Genomic DNA, 24065 nt, shown 5'->3' on the forward strand with positions numbered 1-24065 from the left:
ACGAACCATGGCAACCATCCGCTATCGCACCATCGAAGGCCGGAGCCCCGGCTTCTACGCCCTCCTCGCCCTGCTCGGCGGCATCGTGCTCGTCGGACTCGGCGCGGCCTGGTACATGGAGCACCACGGCCACGTGGTGACCGGAATGAACAATCAGGTGGTCTGGGGCACGCCGCACGTGTTTGCAGTGTTCCTGATCGTCGCCGCGTCCGGCGCGCTCAATGTCGCCTCGATCGCCTCGGTCTTCGGTCGCGCGATGTACAAGCCGCTCGCACGGCTTTCCGGCCTGCTCGCCCTGGCGCTCCTCGCCGGCGGTCTCGCGGTCCTGGTCCTCGACCTCGGCCGGCCGGATCGGCTGATCGTCGCGATGACCTATTACAACTTCAAATCGATCTTCGCCTGGAACATTTTTCTGTATACCGGCTTCTTCGCGGTGGTCGCGGTGTACCTCTGGATGATGTTCGAGCGGCGCATGAACGAGTACAGCAAGCCCGTCGGGGTCTTCGCGTTCGTCTGGCGCCTTATCCTCACCACCGGTACCGGCTCCATCTTCGGCTTCCTAGTCGCCCGCGAGGCCTACGACACCGCCCTCCTCGCCCCGATGTTCATCATCCTGTCGTTCTCCTTCGGTCTGGCGATCTTCCTGCTCGTGCTCCTCGCCGCGTACCGCTGGACCGGGAGACCGCTCGGGGACACCGTGGTCGCGCGGCTCAAGAACCTTCTGGGCGTGTTCGTCGCGTCGGTGCTCTACTTCCTGCTCGTGTACCACCTGACCAACCTGTACATCACCGAGCGGCACGGGATCGAACGGTTCCTTCTGCTCGACGGCGGCATTTACACCCGTATGTTCTGGATCGGCCAGGTGCTGCTCGGCGGCCTCCTCCCGCTGCTGCTTTTCTGGCACCCGCGCCTCGGCAAGTCGCGGGCGATGATCGCGCTCGGCGCCGTGCTCGTGGTCCTGGGCGGTCTCGCCCTGATGTACGTCATCATCATCGGCGGTCAGGCCTATCCGCTCGCGATCTTCCCGGGTAAAGAGGTCAGCAGCAGTTTCTTCGACGGAGTCGTCGCTTCCTATACGCCGAGCCTGCCCGAGGTCCTGCTCGGCATCGGGGGCGTCGGAATCGCTCTGGTGGCGACCGCCTTCGCGGTGAAGGTGCTGCCGTTCCTCCCCGAAAGCCTCGCGGACGGCAGCGTCGACCCGCATCCCGCTTCCCGGGCCTCGGAGCCCGAGAAGCTCGCGGCGGCGGCATAGCCGGAAGAAGCAAACCGCCGGGAGGGCACGGGGTAAACCCGCTGCCTTCCCTGTGCGCTGCGGTTTTCCTATCTCATTCTCTGGAGGTGCCCGTGAACCGCCTCCTCGTCTCGGCCGCCCACAAGTCCTCGGGTAAAACCACCGTCACCCTCGGGCTCTGCGCGGCGCTGCGCCGGCGCGGGCAGGTCGTGCAACCCTTCAAGAAAGGGCCCGACTACATCGACCCGATGTGGCTCGCGGCCGCGAGCGGCCGCGATTGTCATAACCTCGACTTCTACCTGATGACCGACCGCGAGATCCTCGCCACCGTCGGACGGCGCGCGGCCGGCAGCGACCTCAGTCTCATCGAAGGGAACAAGGGGCTCTACGACGGCCTGGATCTCGAGGGCAGCAACAGCAACGCGGCATTGGCACGCCTGCTCGACGCCCCCGTCGTGCTGGTCATCGACGCGCGGGGCATGACGCGGGGCATCGCGCCCCTCATTCTCGGCTACCAGGCGTTCGATCGCGCCGTCCGCATCGCGGGCGTCATCCTGAATCAGCTCGGCGGCTCTCGACACGAGGCGAAGCTGCGCGCCGTCATCGAGCACTACACCGACGTTCCGGTGCTCGGCGCCGTGCACCACGACGACCGCCTGACCATCGTCGAGCGTCACCTGGGACTCGTCCCGAGCAACGAAGCCCGCGAGCCCCGCGAGCGCATCGAATCGATTGCGAAGGTGATCGCCGACTCCGTCGATCTCGACCGCGTGATCGACGTCGCTCGGGCGGCGCCGCCGCTTCCTCGGGCTTCTTCACGGGACGACGAGACCGACTCCCTTCAGGGAACGCGAGAAGGTCCGCCCGCGTCCGGGGGACCCCATCCTTCCCGGGAACGCGAGCACCCCCCGGTGAGACTGGGTGTTGCGCGGGACGCGGCGTTCGCGTTCTATTATCCGGGCGACCTCGAAGCGCTGCGGGGCGCCGGCGCCGAGCTCGTGCGCATCGACACCCTCCGCGATGCGCATCTGCCGGACGTGGACGGCCTCTTCATCGGCGGCGGTTTCCCGGAGGTTCAAATGGAGGCGCTCGAGGACAACGTATCGCTGCGCCGGGAGATACGGGACGCCATCGAGCACGGGCTGCCGGTGTACGCCGAGTGCGGCGGACTTATGTATCTTTCGCGCAGCATCGCCTGGAAAGGTCGACGATGCGAGATGGTCGGGGCGATACCGGCCGATACGGTGATGCACGACCGGCCGCAGGGCCGAGGCTACGTGCTGCTGCGCGACACCGGTGAAAACCCGTGGGTCGGTTCAATTGGGGAGGTGCGTGCTCACGAGTTTCACTACTCGGGGCTGGAAAACGTGGACCCGGGCCTGACCTACGCTTACGAGGTCCTGCGGGGAAGCGGTGTCGACGGCAAGCGCGACGGCATCGTGTACCGGAACGTGCTCGCCTGCTATGCGCACATGCGTCACCTGGAATCGAACCCCTGGGCCACCCGCTTTGTCGACTTCATTCGCGCCAAGCGCAAAGACCGGGCCACGCGCCTCGCGGCGCCCTGAAGAGAGGAGATTCGGATGATCACCATTACCCCCCAGGCCGCAGATCAGATCCGCCGTTCGGCCGAGCAGTCCGACGCCAAGGGTCTCGCCCTGCGCATCGCCGCGCGCCGCCTCGACGACGGGTCGATCGATTACGGGATGGGATTCGACGACCAGCGCCGCGACGACGACACGCGGATCACTTCCGACGGCGTCGAGGTCGTGATCTCGGGTGCCAGCAAGGACCTGCTCACGGGCGCGACGCTCGACTACGTCGAGCTCAACCCCGGCGAATTTCATTTCATCTTCATCAACCCGAACGACCCCCAGCACAAGCCGCCGCTGCCCGCTTGAACCGAAAGACCCGGCGCGCCGCTCGGCCATTCGCCGGGCTATTCTGTTATGATTTAAAGCCTTACTTGGGCGGTGGCCTCGCCGTCCGGGAACCGGGATGAACCACGTCGACAAAAAGTCCGCTTCCGAGCCGGATCGGTTGTCTCCCTGGCGGATCCCGCCCGCCAACGGGTGGCGGCTGAAATCGTACGCGCTCATTCGTCGCGAGCTCGGGCGCCCGATCCTCTTCATTGCCGCCCTTTTTGTCGCCCTCGCTTTCGCCACGCTCTGGACCGGCCCGACCGCCCCGGTGTACGCGATACGGCTGCTCCTGCTCCTCCTGCTTCTCGGCGCGGTCGCGGTCCTGGTGCTCCGGGTCAACACGCGCCTCATCGAGCCCCTGGCTCATCTCCGGAACTGGGCGGCGCGCATGCGCGGCGGCAATCTCACCGCACAGATTCCGGTACCGGCGCACGGGGAGTTCAGCGAGCTTGCGCGCGATATCAACCGGCTGGGGGCCGAGCTCAATTCGCTCACCCGGCAGATGAATGCCCAGGTGCGGAACCAGACCGTACGCCTCGCGCGCAAGACGCAGTCGCTGGATATCCTGTACGACGTCGCGACCAGCCTCAACCAGTCGGCGAACCTCGACAAGCTGCTCGAAGGTTTTCTCGAGATCCTGATGGACCTCGTCGACGCCCGCGCCGGAAGCGTGCGCCTGCTCGACGGCGAGAACCGTCACCGAACGCGACTCATCGCGAGTCGCGGGCTCCCGCCCGAGACGGTGGAGCGCGACAGGAGCATGGAGGTCGATCGCTGCCAGTGCGGTTGGGCATCGACCGACGGCGAGATACACATCCAGCGCGGCACCGAGGGCTGCGCGAAGCTGCTCGGACGCCCCTATCTGGACCGCGACTGCAGCGAATTCGTGGTGATCCCCATTCAGTACCAGGGGCGCATCCTCGGCGTCTACAACCTCTTCCTCGACAAACCGGTCTCCGCGCTCGGCGAGGACGCGCACGATCTCCTCGGCTCCATCGGCAAGCACCTGGGGCTCGCGATCGAGAAGGCGCGGCTCGACAACGACGCGCGGCGGCTCGCGATCATGGAGGAACGCCAGACGCTCGGAAACGAGCTGCACGACTCGCTGGCTCAGTCGCTGGTGGGCATGCGACTGCAGGTGAAGATGCTCGGCGAAACGCTCTACCGCAAGGACCTGCGGACCGCGCAGAACGAAGTGAATCGTCTGCGCGGCGCGGTCGAAGAGGCGCACGCGAGCCTGCGCGAGCTGCTCTCCAATTTCCGCTTCAAGCTCGACGAAGGCGGACTCGTTCCGGCCATCACCAACATGATCGACCGTTTCAACGAGGAAACGGGTATCGCGGTGTTCTTTCAGAACCAGTGCCCCGACCTCGCGCTGTCCCCCACACAGGAGATCCAGGTGTTTCGCATCGTGCAGGAGGCGCTGGCCAACATCCGCAAGCACAGCGAGGCGCGCAACGCGCGCATCCTGCTGAATCAGGACAACACCGGTCGATACTACGTGCTCATCGAGGACGACGGCCGGGGGCTGGCACCGACCGAGCCCGGGATGCCCGGCGAGCACCTGGGCCTTTCGATCATGCGCGAGCGGGCGGCAAGCCTGGCAGGCGAGCTGACCATCGAGAGCGAGCCCGGCGAAGGCACCCGCATCCTGCTCGCCTTCGACCCGCGGCCCGCGACCCGCATGCGGGCGCAGGGAGCGTAATGCGGGTCCTCCTGATCGACGATCACGCCCTGGTCCGCAAGGGCATGGAAGAGCTCCTGACGAGCCGCGGCGTGGAAGTGGTCGCCTCCGTGGGGACCGGCGCCGAGGGGGTAAGGCAGGCGCTCGCCCTCGCCCCCGACATCACGCTGCTCGACGTCAAGATGCCCGGCATGAACGGCATCGAGACCCTGAACCAGCTGAGGGAGAACGGCGTGAAGTGCCCCGTTCTGATGCTCACGATGAGCCGCGAGGATACCGATCTCCAGGCGGCTTTGCAGGGCGGTGCCCAGGGGTACCTCCTGAAGGACATGGACCCCGAAGACCTGGTCCCGGCGCTCGAGGCCGCGGTGCGCGGTGACAACGTGGTGGCGAAGGAGATGGTCGGAACGCTCGCGCGGCTCGTCAAGGGCCAGACCACGGAGCCCGCGGCGGAACGTCCCGCGGCGGGCCTGTTCAGCGAGCTCACCCCGCGCGAACAGGAGATACTCACGCACGTGGCCGGGGGTCAGAGCAACAAGATGATCGCGCGTGTCCTGAACATCACGGACGGCACGGTGAAACTCCACGTGAAATCGATCCTGCGCAAGCTCGGCGTGCACTCGCGGGTCGAGGCCGCCGTCCTCGCCGTCGAGCACGGCCTGGGCCGGGCGCCGGGCAAGAACAACGGCGACGGAGTCAGTTGACCGGGGTAGGCTCGAACCAGGCCAGCTTTTCGCGCAAGCGGACGACGTCGCCCACGATGATGAGCGTCGGCGCCCGTACCTGGCTGTGTTCGACGATGTCGGGCAGCGTTTCCAGGTTGCCCGTGTAGACCCTCTGGTTCCGCGTCGTTCCCTGCTGGATCAGCGCCGCCGCGGTCTTCGCCGGAAGACCGTGGTTCGCCAGCTCCCGGCATATCTCGCGCACGCCGTGCAGGCCCATGTAGAACACGATGGTCTGCCGCGGCTGGACCAGCGCCTTCCAGTTCAAATTGAGGCTGCCGTCCCTCAGGTGTCCGGTCGCGAACACCACCGACTGCGCATAGTCGCGGTGCGTGAGGGGAATGCCGGCATAGGACGCGCAGCCGGCGGCGGCCGTGATGCCGGGCACCACCTGGAACGGCACGCCCTCCTGGGCCAGCGTCTCGATCTCCTCGCCTCCGCGCCCGAAGATGAACGGGTCGCCCCCCTTGAGCCGGACCACCCGCTTGCCCTCCTTGGCCAGCCGCACCAGCAGCTTGTTGATGTCTTCCTGCGGGATGGCGTGGTTGTCGCGTTCCTTGCCGGCGTAGATGCGTTCCGCATCCCGACGCACGAGATCGAGCACCCCCTGCGAAACCAGGCGATCGTGCACCACGACGTCCGCCTGCTGCATCAGGCGCAGGGCTCGAAACGTGAGCAGGTCCGGATCGCCCGGGCCGCCCCCGACGAGGTAGACGACGCCTTGCGGGGCCGCGTCTCCGTCCGTCGCCTCGAGCTTCCTCTGGAGCGCGCTGCGTGCGGCGTCCTCCTGGCCGGAGTACACCTGCTCCGCGATCGGGCCGTCCAGCACGTCTTCCCAGAACCGCCGGCGTTGCGGCGGATGCTTGAAGTGTTTCTTCACCCGATCGCGGAACTCGGTGACGAGCCTCGCGAGTCGCCCGTAGCCGGCCGGCACGAGCGTCTCCAGCCGGGCCCGGATCAGCCGCGCGAGCACGGGCGAGGCGCCACCCGTGGACACGGCGGCGACCACCGGCGAGCGGTCGATGATCGAGGGCATGATGAAGGTGCAGAGCGCCGGTTGATCGACGACGTTGACCGGGATCCCGCGGGCCAGGGCCGCGTCGTGGACCCGCCGGTTCACCTCGCCGTCGTCGGTGGCAGCGAACGCGAGCGCCGCCCCCTCGAGCACGTCCTCGCGGAAGAGCTCGGGTCGGTGATCCACTTTCCGCCCGGTGACGAAGTTCCTGAGGGTCGGTCCCAACGCCGGCGCCACTACCGTGACTTTCGCCCCGGCTTCCAGCAGCAGCGCGACCTTTCGCGCCGCTACCTCACCCCCGCCGACGAGGACGCAGGACCGGCCGCGCAGATTCATGAATATGGGTAAGAAATCCATAGACGGATCAATTACTTCTGGTTGGACTTAGGAGTGTTTTCTTATGCTTTTTGCCCGGCTAGATGCTCCCCCAAGCGCGCCGGTTTCGGAATACCTCAATAGGAATAGGCCAGTCTACCCGGTCTATCACAGGCGGGCGCAACGACGGACGCGAAAAGCTGCCGGAAGCGGCTGCCCGGCGGCACCCGGCCTTGTATTCGGTCGCCGGGAGGGCCCCGGAATGACCCAGAGCGCCGCCACTGCGGCCAGCCGCAATCAGCTGTCACCGCCGGCGAAAGTATGAGTGAGCGGCTCGGCGGACTGCCTAACCGCGCTCGCGCTCAGGACTGTCCAACTGGAAAAAGTTGCTCTGCTTCCCGTCGCGCTTGTGCTCCTGAAAGAGAAAAACGAGACCGCGGTCGTCGAACGTCTTGAACCATCGGTCCCAGTCTATCTCCTTCAACTGGCCGCCGCCGGCATAACCGGGAAAGTTGAATCGGAGCACGCCCGCGCGATCGCCGTGTTCCGTACCCTCGATGGTCGCCGGCTTCGCACCCCGGGCCTCCGCCCAGCGCTGGATCACTTCGTGGCTGCGCGTCGCGAGCGACTGACCGGCTCGATCCTCGTGCTCGTCGGCGGAATGCACCCATTTCGCGCTCTTCGTCGTCCTCGACAACGCGTCGGCGTGCTCTTGAATGAACTCGGCTTCCTCCGGCGTCACGTTCTGAGCGGTCACGCGCGCAACCTTCTTCGTCTTCGGGGACGTGCGTCGCTTTCCCGCAGCGCTCGCCCGCCTCGAAACGGCGGTCCGCTTCGCTTTCGTTCTCGCCTTCGCCTTGGGCCTCGCCTTCGACTTCGTCCTCGTCCGTGGCATCGCCCTGGTCTTCTTTTTGGTGCGTGTGCCCGTGCGGGCGGCTGTCTTCTTCTTTCGCTTCGCTGCCATGGCGACCTCTCCTCGCCTCCGTGCTGTTCAAGAGTGCCTCGATGCTAGCGCTTTTGTCGGGCACTCGCCATCGAGTCCTTCACTTCACGCGATGCAATGTCCTCGTCGGTTTCCGGGCCTCTATTTTCCGATCCGGCCCGGCACGCGCTTGCGGTTCTTCGCGACCCTGCCGCCGACCGCTTTTCGGCTCTCTGTTCGCCGCATCAGGCCGCGCAGCTTTTCGAGCGACACATCGCCGTCCTCTATCCGGCTTCCGCGCTCCGCGTAGAGGCCTTCCAGCATCTCGATGAAACGAGCCGCCGGCGGCGCCAGGAACTTCCCTTTGCGGAATACGACGCCGTAGGTCCGTTTGGGAAAGTACCGGCTCAGCGGAATGCGCGCCACACGCTCGCTGCCGGTCAGGCAGACGTCCGTCACGATCGCGATCCCGAGCCCGATCTCGACGTACTTCTTGATCACTTCCCACCCTCCGGCCTCGAGCGCGACGCGGTATCCCAGGTTGTGTTGTCTGAACACCAGGTCGACGATGGCCCAGGTGCTCAGGTGCCGTGGCGGAAGAATCAATCCGTGAGGACTGATGTCCTCCAGCGTCACCCCCTTCTTGCGGGCAAGGGGATGGTCGGGAGGCGTTATGAGCGTGGGCTGAAAGCTCACGACCGGGTGGTACACGATGTCATCCGGCACCTCGAGCATCGAGCCGACGGCGAAGTCCGCGGTATCGGAACGCAGCATCGCCAGCCCGTCTCGCCCCGTCACGTTGTGCAGCTTTAGCCGCACGCCGGGATAGGACTGCGCGAAGCGTTTGATGGGTTCCGGAAGGATATACAGGATGGTCGACTCGCCGGCCGCGATATTCAGCTCGCCCCGTTCGAGCTTGCCGGAATGTGCCGCGAACGTCTCGCCCAGCTTGTCGATTCCCTCCACCAGCGGATGCGAAAGCTCGTACAGCCGCTCGCCATCCGGCGTCAGCTTGATCTGCGGCCCCCTCCTTTCGAAGAGTTGCGTCCCGAGTTCTCGTTCGAGCGCCTGAACCTGGAGAGACACCGAGGGTTGACTGAGAAACAGGGCTTCCGCGGCTGCCGAAATGCTTCCCGTTCGGGCCGCATGGCAGAAGGCGCGCAACTGCTTGAGCCTGTTCCGCTTGTAGTAGAGCGCACGCTGTGCGGCCATGTGCCCGGGGGGAGAGGATTAACTAAATAAATAGTAAACCCGCACGCCATTGACCGGCAAAGGACGCGTCGAACCGCCGAGCGCAGCCGCCGGAGGGGACGAAGGGAAGGAACCGCCCCTCGTCGTGAGTCTCGAACCGCTACCGTTGCACCTTCCGTTCGCGTGGCGGGGCCCCCGGAGCCGCCGCCTCGCGAATTCGGCGGTAGATCTCTTCCCTGTGCACGGCCACATTCCTGGGCGCGCTGATGCCCACCCGCACCTGCATGCCTTTTACGCCGAGGACCGTAACTTCAATGTCGTCTCCGATCACCACCGTCTCTCCGATCCGTCGGGTCAGGATGAGCATCTCAGTTCTCCCTTTATTGGCGGACGTCGCGTTTCACATCGCGGAACCGGATGCGGCCTCGTCCATTCCTTAATCTATTAGCCGCTTGGTCGCTCACTGTCAGCCGACGTTGCGTGCTTTTCCGACCGGTGGGCCATGGGGGCTATGCGACCGCGGCTACCGGGCGGTGATACCACCGTTCCTATCGCGTAATAGATCCATCTTTTTCAATGGCATAGGACTATCGCTTCAAATTTTTGACTTTTATGGCGGCAATCGAGCTAAACTCTACGGCAATCAAGGGGTTTGTCCGTGCCTCCTCCAATCACGCCGATGCGCTGGGAGGGTCTTCTTCGTGCCCTACGTTTCACATCGTGGCAACCCACCCGCCCGTGGCGGCCGTCGTTGATACCATGACGCCCATCGCTGCGGGAACCCTGGCACGCTACGTTCGACGATTCCGCCTGAAGCGGTCAGACGCGCTGGGACGCGAACAGGGCCAGGCCCTGGTCCGGCTGTTCGTGAGCTCCGGCGTGGTCGCGTATCTCCTGACCAGCCACATCCCCCTCGATCTTTCGAATGGCCCGCCGGGTTGGCTCCTATTCTCCACCTCCTTTCTCGGTTTTTCGGCCGCTGTCGCTTATCTCGCCTTGCGAGACAAGGGGCCATCGCGGTTCAGGCGCATCGTCACCAATGTGGCCGACATCGGTGCCATCTCGTACCTCATGATCGCCACGGAACAGGTAGGCGCACCCCTGTCCGTACTGTACTTGTGGGTCACCCTCGGGAACGGCTTCCGCTTCGGCCTCCCGGCGCTGGTCGTCAGCGCGCTGCTGAGCGTCGCCGGTTTTTCGGCTGTTTTCATGCTCTCGCCTTTCTGGCAAACCCACCCCATGTTCGCCCTCGGGGTCTTGATCTCGTTGATCCTGCTGCCTGTGTATGTCTCGCACCTGATCCGGCAGATCACCCAGGCTCGCGAGCGCGCGGAAGAGGCCAGCGCAGCCAAGAGCCGCTTTCTCGCGCGCATGAGTCACGAGCTGCGGACGCCGCTGAACGGGATCGTGGGCACCACGCAACTTCTCCTCGCGGGGAAACGGCTGGGCCGCGAAGAGAGATCGCTGCTCGAGGTGATCAACGATTCCGTCGCCGTGTCCCTGAGGCAGATCGACAACGTCCTCGATTTTTCCAGGATCGAGGCCGGCAAGCTGTCTCTCGAGCAGGTGGATTTCGATCTCCACGAGCTGGTCAACAATGCCGCCCGCATGGTCCGCTTCGCCGCGAGCGACAAGTCGCTTCGGCTCGTCGTTCGAATCGACCCGGCCACCCCTTTTTCACTGGTTGGCGACCCGCATCACCTGCGGGAAATCCTGCTCAATCTGCTCTCCAACGCCATCAAGTTCACCAACGAGGGTTACGTTGCGCTCGAGGTCAAGTTGCGGGCGGTCGCGCCGGAGCGCCTCGTGCTGCGCTTTGAAGTGCACGACACCGGCATCGGAATCGCGCCGGAGGCGCTGGAGCGCGTGTTCGACAGCTTCACCCAGGAAGACACGAGCACGACGCGCCGGTACGGCGGCACCGGGCTCGGTACGACCATCGCCAAACAGCTCGCCGAGCTGATGGGAGGCCGCATCGGAGTGAGCAGCATCAAGGGAAAGGGATCCGTGTTCTGGTGTGAGCTTCCGTTCCGCGGCGCAAGCGACGTCCCGGCACCCGACCGCCCGCCCGACGGCGCCCGCGTCATCTTCCTCGCTCAGACCGACGACCGGACGGAAACCATCTCGTCCATCCTCGAACCGGCGGGAATAAGCCTGCTGCGGGTTCGCAATCACGACGAGGCCGCAGCGGCGCTCGCGCGGTCGATCCGCCTGGGCAACCCGCTGCTCGGCATCCTGCTCGACGGCGTCGATCCGGAGAATGGCGATACCCGCGGGCTGTCCGAGAAGACCCTTGCCGCGCAGGTTCCGCTCATTCTCCTGACCGACCGGATCCTGCCCGAGGAACTGCAGCGCGAAGCCGGAATGTTCGCGGCACTTCCCGCGACCCCTTCCTTTCCGCTGTTGTGGAACGCGCTGCGCGCTTCGCCCGCATTTCGTGCCGAGCGCGATCGGGCCGTCATACAGGTCGAGCCGTGGGCCTGGAACGCGCGCGGCAACGCCTGCCGCCGCGCATTGATCGCGGACGACAACCGGACCAATCTCCTGATCCTCCAGAAGATGCTCGAACGGGCGAATTACGAAGTAGACAGCGTGCAGGACGGAGAGCAGGCGCTCGAGCGCCTGGCCACGGGGCGTTACAAGGTCGCCGTCATCGACATGCACATGCCGGGGATGGACGGGGTGGATCTGATTCGGCAATACCGTTTCCTGAATCCTCGCTCCTCACTGCCGATCGTCGTCCTGACCGCGAATGCGACGATGGAGGCGAAAACGGAATGCGCCGATGCGGGTGCCGACGCGTATCTGACGAAACCGGTCAGTGCCGATTTGCTGCTGTCCACCGTGGACCGCCTTGTGGACGATCACGAAGTAACCGACTTGAACAAGCGTCGGCCCGCCTCCTCTCCGGGTGCGCCGAAAGCGTCGCCGGACGTTCTGGATCTCGATCTGCTCTCGGAGCTCGACCGCATGTACGTCGATCCCGCCGCGTTCCGGCAGGTCGTCGAGAGCTTCGAAACAGACGGCTACCGGCTGCTCTTACAGATGCGCTCGGCGTCCGGCGCGAGGAACCACGCCGGGTTTTGCGAGGCACTTCACGCGCTCAAGGGAAACGCCGCGAACATGGGCGCCCTTCGACTCGCGGACGTCTGCCAGCGCGCCGAAGGCGTGGGCTTCGTCGAGTTCCGGCAGGAAAGCGGCGGGTTGCTCGCCGAGGTGGAAGCGTGTTTCCTCGAGGCCCTCGGCGAGCTTCGCGGCCTGACCCTTTCCCCGGGCGTACTGGTGCGCAGACGCACGACCGAAGCCTGACCTCCCGCGTTCAATACGCGAGGCCCGCCGCCGTATGGGCGGGAAAGGCAATGACCGACTCGCCGCCCATGTCCTCGGCCGCGGCCGTCCGTTCGCTTCCCGCATCGAGCCTCAATTGTGCGGCCACCAGCCTGCGCATGACCTTGAGGTCGTGCGCCGTCAGCCGGAGAGCCGCGTCGACCCAGATCTCCACGACCGACGACAGCTCTTCTCGCGTCAGCGGCTGCACGCGCGCCTTGGCGTCGCGTATCGCCAGCAGCCCGTTTCGGGATCGACGGTGCTGCCGGATGAAGTTGTTCACCGCGTGTATCCCCTCCCCTTCGTTCGCAAGCACGTCTATCACACCCGCCTCGTACAGCTCTTCTGCGGTGTGTTGCTTGCCCGATTTGAGGAACCGCTCGGCCCGCACCATGCCGATGCGGCGCGAGAGAAGGCTGACCGCGCCCATCCCGGGAAAGAGATTGAACAGGATCTCGGGAAACCCGAATTGCGCCCCACGCTCGGCGATCACCACGTTGCTCGAGATCGCGGCTTCGAAGCCTCCACCGAGCGCCGTTCCCTGGACCAGGGTAATGGTGGTCAGTGACGGACAGCCGAGATTGGACGCATTGCGGTAAACCGCCTCGACGCACGCGTTCGCGTAGTTCATCAGTCCCGCGCGATCGTTGGACAGGATCAACCGGCCGAAAAGATCGAGATCGCCGCCGAGGTTGAACACCCGGGGCGTGGCGGACGCCAGCACGAGGTAGTCGACGGAATGAGGGTTGTGGAGCGGGGATTTCAGCGAGTCGGCGACCCGGTGCTGAAAATCGAGAATATCGGCAAGAAGACCCGGCGTGAAGGCCGGTCGGGGCTTGGGCGCCAGGTAGTACCAGAGTGAGCGCCGTTCGGGATCGTATTGGGTCAGCAGATGTGCATAATCGGTAAACGGAAGCGTGGCCTGCGCAGCGAGCTCCATTCTGTGATTCTCCTTTGATTGACTCCCGTTTCCATCGTAGAGACTCGGCCGGTTCGTGACAAGAGAGAGCCGCTCGCGCCGCCTTGTGAGCTTTAGAAACGGTTTCTAAGGGCGCGAACCGGAACGCGATCGGCCGCACGTCCGCACGCGCGACACGTTCGTCCGGGAGCGCGCGTCGGTCGGAGAATGGCGGAGAGGGAGGGATTCGAACCCCCGGGCCCTTGCGGGCCAACGGTTTTCAAGACCGCCGCCTTAAACCACTCGGCCACCTCTCCGATGAACTCGGTGCTCCTACTGGCGGCCGGCTTCGCCGTCGAGGCTCGCCGGCCGCGGGCCAACGGTTTTGCTCGGCACATCCTGTGCCTCGCCCCTTCGGGGCCATCGCTTCGCGATGTCCCAATTCGCTCCCGGCGAATTGGTCAAGACCGCCGCCTTAAACCACTCGGCCACCTCTCCGATGAACTCGGTGCTCCTACTGGCGGCCGGCTTCGCCGTCGAGGCTCGCCGGCTCCCCGCGATTGCCCGGCGACTGGACCCGCCCCCTGCGCCGCTCGACCCCCCGTTCGTAGCGCGAACATACCGCAGGACCACCGCTGAGGGACAGGGCTAGCTCGCGTGCTCGATGCACGGACGGGCTTCGGACTCGAAGTGGAGCGCGATCTTCTTCTTCACCCGGAGCGAGACGACCGTTTCCGGCTCCAGACCCATGGCTTTCGCCATCTTGGCCTCGGATACGTGCGGAGGACGCACGGTGCGCCGTTCATTCCGGCCGTACCGGGTCTGGTTCCACAGCACCCAGGCGGTGAGAAGGAACCACATGACGAAGACCGCGGCGGCATAGTGCACGAGCTGATCGGCGAACGCCCGATATCCGCCCATCGAGATCATGCGGTCGACGAAGAGATAGATTCCGGCGAGCCACAGCAACAGGCTCACGAGCGGCGTCACGAAGTATACCCAGAGCCCCCAGAAGACGACCGTGACCAGGAGCTCGGCGAGCCGACGGGAATGCACCACGAGCGGGTGCTCCGCGAAGACGTGGCCCCGGTCGCGGCCGCGCGGTCGCATCCAGACGAGCAGATCGCGCAGTCTTCTGGCAGGGCTCTTCCACACGGCATAGCGCGTCCTGCGGTACTGCCAGGCTCCCTTGGGCACCGCCACGACGGTGGTGAATGCGCTTATCAGCCAGTAGATGGCGGGATACCAGATGGCCCAAAACAGATAACGCAGGAGCCCGCGGCGCTCGTAAACGCTGTCGATGTACAGGCCCACGGAGAACTGCGCCAGGCACGTGACGGCGAGGATCACGCCGGTCCAGCCGGGTATGAGCGTGGATACCCGCATGGCGACCGGCCACTCCGGCCAGAGCCGGGTGCCGGCCCAGCAGGCGACGGTCAGCAGAAACGCATAGCACCAGAGCACCCCGACCCAGTACTCGGCGTAAACCGACCACATCCGCCGGCTGCGCCACCGGCTCATGTCTCTGAAGTAGCGGATGGCCGCTTCCACGCCGCCCTGCGCCCAGCGCAGCCGCTGACGCCAGAGCGCGCCGATCTTCTCGGGAACCAGGATCCACGTGAGCGCTCGCGGCTCGTAACGTATATCCCAGTGCTTGAGCTGCAGTTTCCAGCTGATGTCGATGTCTTCGGTCACCGTGGACGACGACCAGAAGCCGACGTCATAAAGCGCCGCGCGCCGGAAACACGCGTTGACGCCGGATACGGTGAAAAGGCGCCCGAGGTTGCGCTGGCTGCGCTTGACCATACCGATGATCGCCGAGAACTCGCCGATTTGGATGCGGGCGAGCAGGCTCGTGCGGTTCAGCACGCGCGGATTTCCGGTGACCGCCCCGACGCGCGGGCCGTTCAGGAAGTGCTCCATCATCCAGAAGAGCGCATCCTTCGCGAGCAGAGCGTCGGCATCGATGCACATGAGGAATTCGGCCGACGACACGAGCGTGCCGGCCCGAAGCGCCATCGCCTTTCCGTAATTGTGCGTCAGCGTCACCACGCGCAGCTTCGGATGGCCCGACGCGATTTCGGCCAGTATTTCCCCGGTGCGATCGGTGCTCCCGTCGTTGATCGCGATGATCTCGAAATTCGGGTACTCGTTTTCGGAGAGCTGCTCGATGGCGTCCCGGATGATCAGCTCCTCGTTGTGACAGGGGACGAGGATCGCGATCTTCGGATACGCCTTGAGCCGGGGCGGTCTGCGCGCCCTCTTTTCCCTGCGGACGAAGAAGATCGCCGACCCCATCATCCAGAAAATGGCCATGAACAGCGGGTAGAAGAAAACGAAGAAAAATACCGCTTCCATGTCTACCTGCGCCCGACGGCGATGGTGTGCTCGCTAAGCGGCACGGCGATCTGGCGCGCGTCCGGGACCCGACCGAGAAAGTCGTCCGGACCGTAGCCGTAATGGCGTGCCCCGGCCGCCCGCAGGACGCGCATGTGTGCGCGCAGCGTAGCGGTTTCGTTTTCCGCGCCCTTGATCAGAAACAGCACTTCGCGTCCGTCCGCGGCTCGTTCCCGCGCGAGCCGGGCGATCCGGTCCGGAGTCTCGCCACCGTCGAACTCAGCGAACAGGTAATCCGTTCCCGGTATCGGCTGGGTCGACGCCACCGCCAGCTTCAGGTTCGGCCTGTAGGCCTCGAGCGCGGATCGCACGTCCGCAACGGTGCCGGCCTCGGCTGCCTCGAGGACCAGCCCTGAAAATCGACTGTGGCGCCCGAGATCGGCGAAGAACCGGGGCGGCATCCGTTCGATCCCGGCCGGCAGCCGCATGTAAATCTCGAAAATGTCTGCACGGGAGACGATCTGGTGCACGACGTAGCTAAGGAGATCGCTCTCGATCGGCAGCGCACCGTTCGGAAAGAACGCGCGCCGGGCATCCGCGGTAAACGGCCGCAGGATCACCGAATTGACACGCAGTAGTTGCAGCCGCTCTACGAGCCGGCTCACCAGCCGCCTCTGTTCGCCGATATCCTTTCCCGCGAACGCGTCGAAGTCGATCTGTACGTAGCGCAGCTGCTGCCGACGGTACGCCTTGAAGCCGAGCGCATCGCCGAAGTCGGCCAGGGCGCGATACCGCCGGAAGGTGGCGCGATTGATCCGCGGCAGCGAGTCGATGCGGTTCGGATCGATGTCCAGCGTCATGTGGTACGCCATGCCGAGGCGGGCCGCCTCCTCCACGAGCGTCCCGTCGTACTGCCCGTAAGGCCAGGCGATGGCGCGCGGCGCGACGCCGAGCTCCTCGCGCAGGCGCCCGATCGCACGCCCGAGGTCCGCTCGCACGCGGGCCCGATGGCGCGCTTCGGTCTCGTAGCGCCCCGTCTCGGGCCGGTAGATCCGGGCCACCGCGGCCGGCCGCACGCTTCCCCAAGGGTTACCGGGCTCCCCCCGGTGCAGGTCATCGGTGTGAGACGCGATCTCGACCAGCGGCGACCGTGCCAACGTCCGCAGCTCGTCCCAGGTCAGGAGCGGTGTCCGGTAGCCGTCGGGCAGCGAGCGGGCGTCGACCCAGGCCGTGACCACGCTCAGAACGGACGGGTACCGGTATCGTTCGAGAACCGGGAACGCGTGCGTGTAGTAGCTGCGCAGGCCGTCGTCGAACGTCAGCAGAACCGGCTTCGATGGAAGGCGCGCCCGTCCCGCGCGGACGTCGTCGAGGAGCCTCAGGCTCACCGGCGTGTAGCCCCGCCGTGCGAGGTAAGCCATCTGCCGTTCGAAATCCCGAAGCGTGATCGCGTACGCGTCGCCGGTAGCCGCATCCACGATGTCGTGGTACGCGATCGCCGGAATCTCGGTCGCCTGCAGGGGAGAGACGGCGAGGGCCGCGAGCAGCACGAGCAGCCTGCGCATCAGAAACGCCACCGATACTGGACGTCGAGCAGCCACTCGCCCTCGCGCTCCCCGTCGTAGACGTTGCTGTCGTAGGCCATCCCCACAACCAGCGATCGCGCGCGATCGAAGTCGTAGTGCTGTTCGTACTTCGACCCCCACTTGGGCGCCGTTCCGAACCCTTCCTGTCGGTAGGCCGCGGCGGTGAGGTACAGGCGATCGACGTGACGATGGAAGCGCGAATCGAAGACGAAATCCGTGCGGTGCACCAGACCGACGCTACGATCCTCGCTCGGGTTGAAATAAACGGCATCCGCGAGCGTGTTACGCGACGTGTAGAGCTCTCCGTAGATGCGCTGCTCCCGCTCGGGGAGCATCCCGTACGCGTAGCCCACCGTCCCGTACAAGCTCGTGCGCCGGTTCCCGTCGTTGAAGCCGTAGCGGGCCGCGCTCGCGCGCCAGTGCCACACATGATCCAGGCTGTTGTACTCCGCACCCGCCTCGGAGCGGTCGGCTTCGATACCGGCGGCTCGCGCGGCCAAGGCAATGTCTTCGGCGAAGGTGTGATGCTCCGCGACGATGCGCCACGTCTCGTAGGGACGGTATTCCAGCGAGGTATGACCGCCCCCGAGGCCCGACCGTGCGGTGTCACGGGAAAACTCCTGCGTGAGCTGCCAACGCGCCGTTGGGCGCCACCGCAGACCCATCCCCACCCGGTTCATCTCGCCGTCGTCGAAATCCGGATCGGCGGCCCGCGATCCGAGGAAACGTGCGTGCGCCCGCATGCGCGGGGCGATCGCCTCGCTCGCCTCCGTCCGGAACAGCCATTCACGGGGGCTGCGGTCCGCCTCGTCGGTCAGGAGCCCCGCTTCGATCGCGGGCCGGTCCTCGACGATACCCTCGTCCACCCGCAGGGCGATCTCGGCCTTGGCATGCGCATGGCGGAGCGTGACATCGTCCGGAGAACGCGCGAGCGCGGCCTCCACGATGGCGAGCGCCTCGGTCGTGCGGTCGCGCTCGAGCAGACAGTCGCAGACCGGCACCACGAGATAGGGTTCGTGTCGCGGGTCGTCGCGGATGGGATCGAACCAGCCGAGTGCGCGCTCGCAATCCCCGGTCCAGATCATGATCAGGGTGATATCGCGACGCAGGGCGTACGGATCCGATACCCGCGGCAGCAGGTCGGTCAGCACCTCGAGTCCCGCTTCGTAGTCTCCCGTGCGGGCGCGCTGGACGGCGCAGTCGGCGACGGCGGCCGTCAGGTAATCGTCCAGGCTCGATCGGCCGCGGATACGTTGGAAGCGGGCGAGCGCCTCGTCGCAATCGCCCCTCCACTGGCTGATCAGGACGTAATCGCGATTGAGGGGATAGTCGTCGGGAAAACGTGCGAGCAGGTCCCGCAGGATGGCGAGCCCCTCTTCATGACGGCCGTCACGCGCCAGCTCGACCGCGCGCGTGTGCGCGGCGTACGTGCCCTCGATTCCGGACGCGACGAGCGGCGCGCTCGCGAGCATGAGCGCGCCACCCAGACAAAGGCGTTTGAACCCCCCGATCAACGGAGCCTCCCACGGCGTGCGGTTTCGGACTGGTCGCGCGGCGATGTACGAAGAACGAGGGGTCCAACCCGGTTTTCTCGATCCTGATTAGTGCAATATCCGTTCCAGCAGTGCGGTTTCCCTGAGGTCAGCCGGCCGGCCGACCGGGTGCGGCCGCGATTTCAACAGCGCAACGCCCAGGGAAATACAACGGGAATCGGGGCCGCGAAACCCGGGCCTCCGGGGTGCCCGGACCCGGACCCCGACACCTACATCTTCCCGATCACGTTTAGAAACAGTCCCTTGCTGTCGTAATCGAGGTCGGTCAGGTCGTCGGAGAAGTCGGTAAAGTTGTAGCCGACGCCGAGCTTGACGTTGTTGCCCATGTGCCAGTAGACGGCAAGTAACGCGCCGCTGCGCCGGTCACCGGCGTCCGGCAAGTCGAGCATGCGTGCCTCGACGAGGGCGTCCCAGCGTCGCAGGAAGCGCCAGTCGGCCCGGAGCACGTACAGGTGCGCGGTGCTGTCGAAGAACTCCGGGCTCTCCCGGTCGAGGCTGACTTGTCCGAGGCGATACGCATATTTCCCGCCGATCGTCCAGCGCCGCGTCAGGTCGTACATCGTATCGAGCGAGAAGATGTGGCTCTTCTGTACGTAGTCCGCGGGAACACTGCTCGCCGCGGTCGTCGTTCCGTCCACCTGCGTCACCTGCCCGGCGGTCGGCATGTTGTAGAAGTACGTGTACTTGAAGAGCGCATTGAGACGATCATTGTCGACCGGGCGGTAACCGTATCCGACGACGGCCTCGGTGTAGTCGCCGCCGAATGACTCGCCGAGCGAGCTGTCGCTCACGGCGTGATTCAGCTTGGCGACCAGGCGCCAATCCGGAACGATCTGGTATTTGAGGCTGTTCTTGATCAGCCAGGTCGTGGTCTCGGCGACGCTCGCGTCGATCGGGTTCTCGATCTCGTCCACGCGGTACTCGAACGCCGTCGCGAGCTTGACCGACTCGAAGCCGTAACCGACGCTCAGGCCCAGGGCGCTTCGCGTGGTTTCCGCTCCGGTCTCACGATCCGTCAGGGTCCCCAGGTCGAGCCGTGCGCCGAGATTCAGCCGGTCGGTCGGTGCGAGGTCCACCCCGGTGGAGTGCGTCAGCCCCGTGGGGACGTCGCCGTGCGCGTACCGTTCCTCGAGGTAGACGCTCACGCTGTCGGAGTAGCGGGTGCGGAACCCGGACACCGCATTGCCCTTTCTGGCCCGCACGCCGTTGTCCGCGCTCTCGTTCTCGAGCGCGTAGTTGAGGTACAGGCTCGTCCGGTCGGAGTAGAGGAACTCCGTCCCGAGCTTGCCGGCCGCGCCGAGGTCGCCGTCCGACACCTCGCCCGTGAGCTTCCACCGGTCGCCGACACGGAGCGAACCGCCCGCGCCCAAGCGACCGTTCTCCTCGCGATTGCCGGTCCGGTCCACCGTATCCTGCAGATATCCGTACGCGAGCCAGCGCGCGCGGGAGTCGTAGGTCACGCGCGCGGCCACATCGGTCCGTTCGCCCTCCACCTGGGTCACCGGTTTTTCCGCGTCGGGCGTCCTGTCGATCCGTTCGTCGCGCCGGAACCCCGAGCCGAGACTCCAGCGGTCGGTCAGCTGGTAGCTGAGATCCAACTCGCTCGCGCTCGTTTCGAGCCCCTGGTCCCGCACACGCTTGTCCGTCTTCGCCTGCAGGCTGAGTTTGTCGGTAAGCGGCGTCTGCAGCAGCCCGCCGTAGTGGTCCGTCTGCGTCGGCGCCAGCAGACCCGGTGCCGAGTACCCTTCCTCGAGGTTCTGCTTGTAGAGCGCAAGCCGCCCGCCGGCGCCCTCGAAGATATCCCCGAAGCCGAGGCTGGCGTCCACGCGATACGCTCCCGCTCGGGTATTCTCGTCCGCGAACGGGTCCACGGTGCCGAAACTGAAGCCGCCGTCGTTGGACTGGAGCGACGCGGCGCCGGCCCCCTCGCTCGTCGACGTCTCGAGCTTGATCCACGACTGCGCGCTCTTTCTCAGCGTCAGGTCGGCCGCGTTCAGGCTGCTCCGGTTGCCGTCCTCTTCGTTTCGATTCGACGTGATGCCGAGCTTCACGTGGTCGGTGACCCAGAAATGCGAGCGCCCGCCGACGGCCATCGTGTCGAGGTCGTCCACCCCCGGCGTGAACTCGTAGCGCACCACGAGGTAGACGGGGTTCCCGGTGATGGAGTCGCTCGCGACGAGCAGATCGTCGCTCGCCGTCGCGGACAGCGGCTCCGAAAGCAGGATCCGGCCCTGCAGGTAGTCGATGTCGTAATCGAGCACCGGCGTCAGGTTCTTCACGCCGATGACCAGGTCCGAATCCTTGTCCCGCACCTCGATGCGGACGCGCTCGGAGCCCGTCAGGATGTCCTGGTGGCGCAGGAAGTAGAGCGAGCCGCCGGTACCGAGGAATTCGTCGCGTCCCGCGACGGTCCCCGGCTCGGCCGCGAATCCGTCGACCATGAACCGTTGTTCCCCGAAGCTCGTGGTCGCGCCCGTCTGGTAATGGGCGTTCGCGCCGTAGAGGCCGCGGTCGACGTGCGCCAGGTTGTTGTCGGTGTAGGCGATCTTGAAGTTGCCCCACAGACCGTAGTTGGCGTCCTTCATCAGCCGGACATAGAACTTTCCGAGCGTCGGCGCGTCGTCCTCCACGCTGCCGTCGTCGGCGAACGTGGGATAGTGGTAGTCGGGGTCGATGCGCCGGAAGAGCGCGCCCGGCGACTTGTCCAGGAAGTTGCTGAACAGGTCCTCGACCGGCCCTTCGAGCGTGTCGGCGCTGGAGACGAGCCGCCAGCCGTCGCCGAATTTCCCGCTCGTGTAGTACGCGAGCCGGCCGTCGATGTTGAAATCGCTCTCGTAATGCGTCTCGTCCCCGGTCACCAGCCTGGCGGGACCGTTGGTCCGGTCCTTCGCCGCCGTGATGTCGGCGATGGCGACGTAGAACCAGTCGTTCCGCTTGAGCTCCAGATCGCGCAGGAAGAGCTCGCCGTTGCCGCTCTTGTCGAGCACGGCGACCTCCACCGTGTGCAGCCCCGGCGGCAGCATCGTCTCGGCGACGAACCTGCCTTCGGGGTCGACCGGCACGGCCCGGCCGGCCAGCCAGACGGAGTGCTCCCCTGGTATGCCGGTGCCCTGGACCCGGACGGTGCCGCCCGTCTTCTCGATGTTCTCCACCGCCAGCCGGGTCTCGCCGTAACCGACGAGAAGCTCTTGCGCCGGGTCGTGATCGCGGACGTCGGTCACGAGCGCGTCCACCACCCAGAGGGGCTGCGGCCCGGTTTCATCGAACCGCCCGTCCCGGTCGTAGACGCGAAGTACGTATTTCAGCTCACGGCCGGGCGCCTCGTGTTCGTCAAACGTTGCCTGCCACTCGGCGTAGCCGTCCTCGTTCACTTCGACGACGGCCAGGGGCGCGTCCCGCTCGGACCGGAGGCTTTCGAATATCCGGACTTCCGCCTTTTCGATCAGGCCCGGGTAGTTCGAGTGCGCGCGGAACTGCACCAGGTTCTCGGGGAGCTCGGTTTCCGGATCGTCCTGGTAGCGGACAGTGGTCGGCCAGGCGCTCGCGTTGAGCCGCGGCTTGATCTCGAGATTGTCGAACCTGAACCGGATTTGCGCCTTGTCGAGCGCCACGTCGGTACAGCGCTGGATGTCCGACATGCCCTTGCCCGGGTCGTCGACCGGCTTGCCGTCGACCGTGATGCGCATGAGGTTGAGCGCGAAGGGATCCTTGGGCTCAACCTCGCGCGTCAGGCGAGTGACCTCGAGGCTGTCGTCGTCGAGCGAGGCGAGCTCGTCGTACACGACCTGCACTTCCACCCGGGCGGTGTCGGACTCGATGAAACCGGTGTTCACGACGTCGTTCGACTGCACGTCGCCGCGCCCCTCGAACTCCACCTGGCGGTCGGTGAGCCCGAGCTGCTCCTTCACCGCCGCCATCGCCCGGCGGGCGCGCGCCGTCGACAACCCGATGTCGTCGCCGTACACCATTGCCGTGCGGCGCTCGAGCCGCTCGTTGTTCGTGTAGCCGATGAAGCGGAGCCGCACGCGGGTCTTGTCCTGGATGCCGTCCATGACCTCCTTCAGATACTCCGCGTAGCCCGGCGGGATCACGGGTTTGCCGTGCTCGTACAGAATCGGCTTGATGCCGCCGGCGGGCGGATCATAGACGCGCGTGACCGTCTCCGCGCCCGCCGCCTCCGGACAGATCTGCGGCTCGTCCGGCAGCTCCTGCAGGGCGTCGTCGTACCAGAACTCGACCTCGATACGCCGGTTGAGTGCCCTGCCCTTCGCCGTGTCGTTGGACGCGAGCGGCTGCGCGGCGCCCCGGCCGTCCACCTCGAGCGCCGAGGTCGGCAGTTTCAGCGCGTCCTGCACGGCGAGCGAGGCGCGACGGGCCCGGGCCTTCGAAAGCGCCTCGTGGGTCCCGTAGATGCGCTCCGCCCGCCCGGTCAGCGGCAGGCTGTCCGTGTACCCGATGAACCTGACCGTCACGTTCTGCTTGCCCTGGAGGTTGACGAGCGCCTGCTGCAGGTTCCGCAGGAATTCATCCGGGATGCCGGTCGCTTCGTCCTCGAAATGGAGCGGCGGAATCAGGTTCTTGATGCGCGCCCGCCTGGCGTGGCCTTCCCGGTACCGCAGCTTGCACACCGTCTCGACACGGCACACCTTCACGCGGTTGATCTCGTCCCCGACGACGACCTCCTGCTCGACCAGCTTCTCGCCGACCTCGTCGTACCACACTTCGACCTCGACGCGCCGGTTCCGCGCGCGCCCCTCCTCGGTTGCGTTGGTCGCGATCGGCTTGTCCTCGCCGGCGCCCTCGAAGGAGATCGACTCCGGCGGCACGTTGAGCGCCCGCTGGAAATACTCGGCGACGGTCGCCGCGCGCTCACGGGAGAGCTCGAGATTGTCGCCGTACCGGACCTTCGCGGCGCCGACGAGCTGCATGTTGTCGGTATGACCGACGAAATGCAGCCGGACGTTCAGCCGGTCCTTCATGCGATCGAGGACGCCGCGGAGCAGCGCCGTGTAACCGTCCGGAATCTCGGCTTCGCCCGACGCGAACCGGATCGGCGGGACCAGGCTCTGCAGCTTGACGGTCTTCACCTCCGGTGCGAGCACCTGGCGCTTTTCGATCCTGTCGCCCTGCTCGCCCGCCTGTTCGTCCAGCGTCCACGCCGTGCGGGGCTCGTCCGGCGCGCCGTGCCGCTCGACCGTCGCGCCGAGCGCGGACGCCTGCGTGACGCGGTCGGCCACCGGCGCGGCAGCCGTTACGGCCCGGGCAGGCGTGCCGGTTTCGGCCGCGATCGCGGCCGAAACGAAGCACGCCAGCAACATGACGGACGCCTTCTTCACGCTTCCCCTTTCAACAGCTTCCCGGT

General features: G+C 65.9%; 15 protein-coding genes and 1 tRNA gene. 6 read left to right on the forward strand and 10 right to left on the reverse strand.

What is annotated here, in order from left to right:
- Positions 1–7 precede the first annotated feature (7 nt).
- From nrfD to SVA_RS09640, 5 genes are all read left to right on the forward strand, one after another.
- Complete coding sequence (gene nrfD / locus SVA_RS09620; protein WP_096461020.1) at positions 8–1252, forward strand: NrfD/PsrC family molybdoenzyme membrane anchor subunit; 1245 nt, start codon at positions 8–10, stop codon at positions 1250–1252.
- Positions 1253–1344: 92 nt separating this feature from the next.
- The gene (locus tag SVA_RS09625) at positions 1345–2799 is read left to right on the forward strand and encodes a cobyrinic acid a,c-diamide synthase CobB (protein ID WP_096461021.1); all 1455 of its coding nucleotides are present in this window, start codon (positions 1345–1347) and stop codon (positions 2797–2799) included.
- A gap of 15 nt (positions 2800–2814) precedes the next feature.
- Complete coding sequence (locus tag SVA_RS09630; protein WP_096461022.1) at positions 2815–3132, forward strand: HesB/IscA family protein; 318 nt, start codon at positions 2815–2817, stop codon at positions 3130–3132.
- A 97-nt stretch (positions 3133–3229) separates the two neighbouring features.
- Positions 3230–4858: an ATP-binding protein gene (locus SVA_RS09635; RefSeq protein ID WP_096461023.1), complete on the forward strand. Its 1629-nt coding sequence runs from the start codon at positions 3230–3232 to the stop codon at positions 4856–4858.
- Positions 4858–5541, forward strand: coding sequence for a response regulator (locus SVA_RS09640; RefSeq protein WP_096461024.1), 684 nt, complete (start codon positions 4858–4860; stop codon positions 5539–5541). Before SVA_RS09635 ends, SVA_RS09640 begins: the two co-directional genes overlap by 1 nt.
- On the opposite strand, the gene cysG is transcribed toward SVA_RS09640, so the two are convergent.
- The 4 genes from cysG to csrA form a co-directional block, all read right to left on the reverse strand.
- Complete coding sequence (cysG, locus tag SVA_RS09645) at positions 5534–6931, reverse strand: siroheme synthase CysG (protein WP_096461025.1); 1398 nt, start codon at positions 6929–6931, stop codon at positions 5534–5536. The two genes, SVA_RS09640 and cysG, sit on opposite strands and share 8 nt — an antisense overlap.
- Positions 6932–7235: 304 nt before the next feature.
- Positions 7236–7646: a hypothetical protein gene (locus tag SVA_RS09650; protein ID WP_148665433.1), complete on the reverse strand. Its 411-nt coding sequence runs from the start codon at positions 7644–7646 to the stop codon at positions 7236–7238.
- 327 nt (positions 7647–7973) lie between these two features.
- Positions 7974–9023, reverse strand: coding sequence for a LysR family transcriptional regulator (locus SVA_RS09655; RefSeq protein ID WP_096461027.1), 1050 nt, complete (start codon positions 9021–9023; stop codon positions 7974–7976).
- Positions 9024–9162: 139 nt separating this feature from the next.
- A complete protein-coding gene (csrA, locus tag SVA_RS09660; RefSeq protein ID WP_096461028.1) occupies positions 9163–9369 on the reverse strand; it encodes a carbon storage regulator CsrA in 207 nt (68 codons plus the stop codon).
- A 245-nt stretch (positions 9370–9614) separates the two neighbouring features.
- Here csrA and SVA_RS09665 point away from each other — a divergent pair, with 245 nt between their 5' ends.
- A complete protein-coding gene (locus SVA_RS09665; protein WP_096461029.1) occupies positions 9615–12311 on the forward strand; it encodes an ATP-binding protein in 2697 nt (898 codons plus the stop codon).
- 10 nt (positions 12312–12321) lie between these two features.
- On the opposite strand, the gene SVA_RS09670 is transcribed toward SVA_RS09665, so the two are convergent.
- From SVA_RS09670 to SVA_RS09695, 6 genes are all read right to left on the reverse strand, one after another.
- On the reverse strand, positions 12322–13269 hold the full coding sequence (locus SVA_RS09670; protein WP_096461030.1) for a crotonase/enoyl-CoA hydratase family protein: 948 nt from the start codon (positions 13267–13269) through the stop codon (positions 12322–12324).
- Between the two features lie 187 nt (positions 13270–13456).
- Positions 13457–13544 (reverse strand) — tRNA-Ser (locus tag SVA_RS09675).
- A 331-nt stretch (positions 13545–13875) separates the two neighbouring features.
- On the reverse strand, positions 13876–15585 hold the full coding sequence (gene pgaC / locus SVA_RS09680) for a poly-beta-1,6-N-acetyl-D-glucosamine synthase (RefSeq protein ID WP_096461031.1): 1710 nt from the start codon (positions 15583–15585) through the stop codon (positions 13876–13878).
- Between the two features lie 2 nt (positions 15586–15587).
- On the reverse strand, positions 15588–17129 hold the full coding sequence (locus SVA_RS09685; RefSeq protein ID WP_148665434.1) for a polysaccharide deacetylase family protein: 1542 nt from the start codon (positions 17127–17129) through the stop codon (positions 15588–15590).
- Positions 17129–18664 carry a PgaA family protein gene (locus tag SVA_RS09690; RefSeq protein ID WP_096461033.1) on the reverse strand — a complete coding sequence of 512 codons (1536 nt, stop codon included), beginning with the start codon at positions 18662–18664 and terminating at the stop codon, positions 17129–17131. Before SVA_RS09690 ends, SVA_RS09685 begins: the two co-directional genes overlap by 1 nt.
- Positions 18665–18912: 248 nt before the next feature.
- The gene (locus tag SVA_RS09695; RefSeq protein ID WP_197703149.1) at positions 18913–24039 is read right to left on the reverse strand and encodes an OmpA family protein; all 5127 of its coding nucleotides are present in this window, start codon (positions 24037–24039) and stop codon (positions 18913–18915) included.
- Positions 24040–24065 lie beyond the last annotated feature (26 nt).

The organism is Sulfurifustis variabilis (genome assembly GCF_002355415.1).
GTDB classification, from domain to species: Bacteria; Pseudomonadota; Gammaproteobacteria; order Acidiferrobacterales; family Sulfurifustaceae; genus Sulfurifustis; species Sulfurifustis variabilis.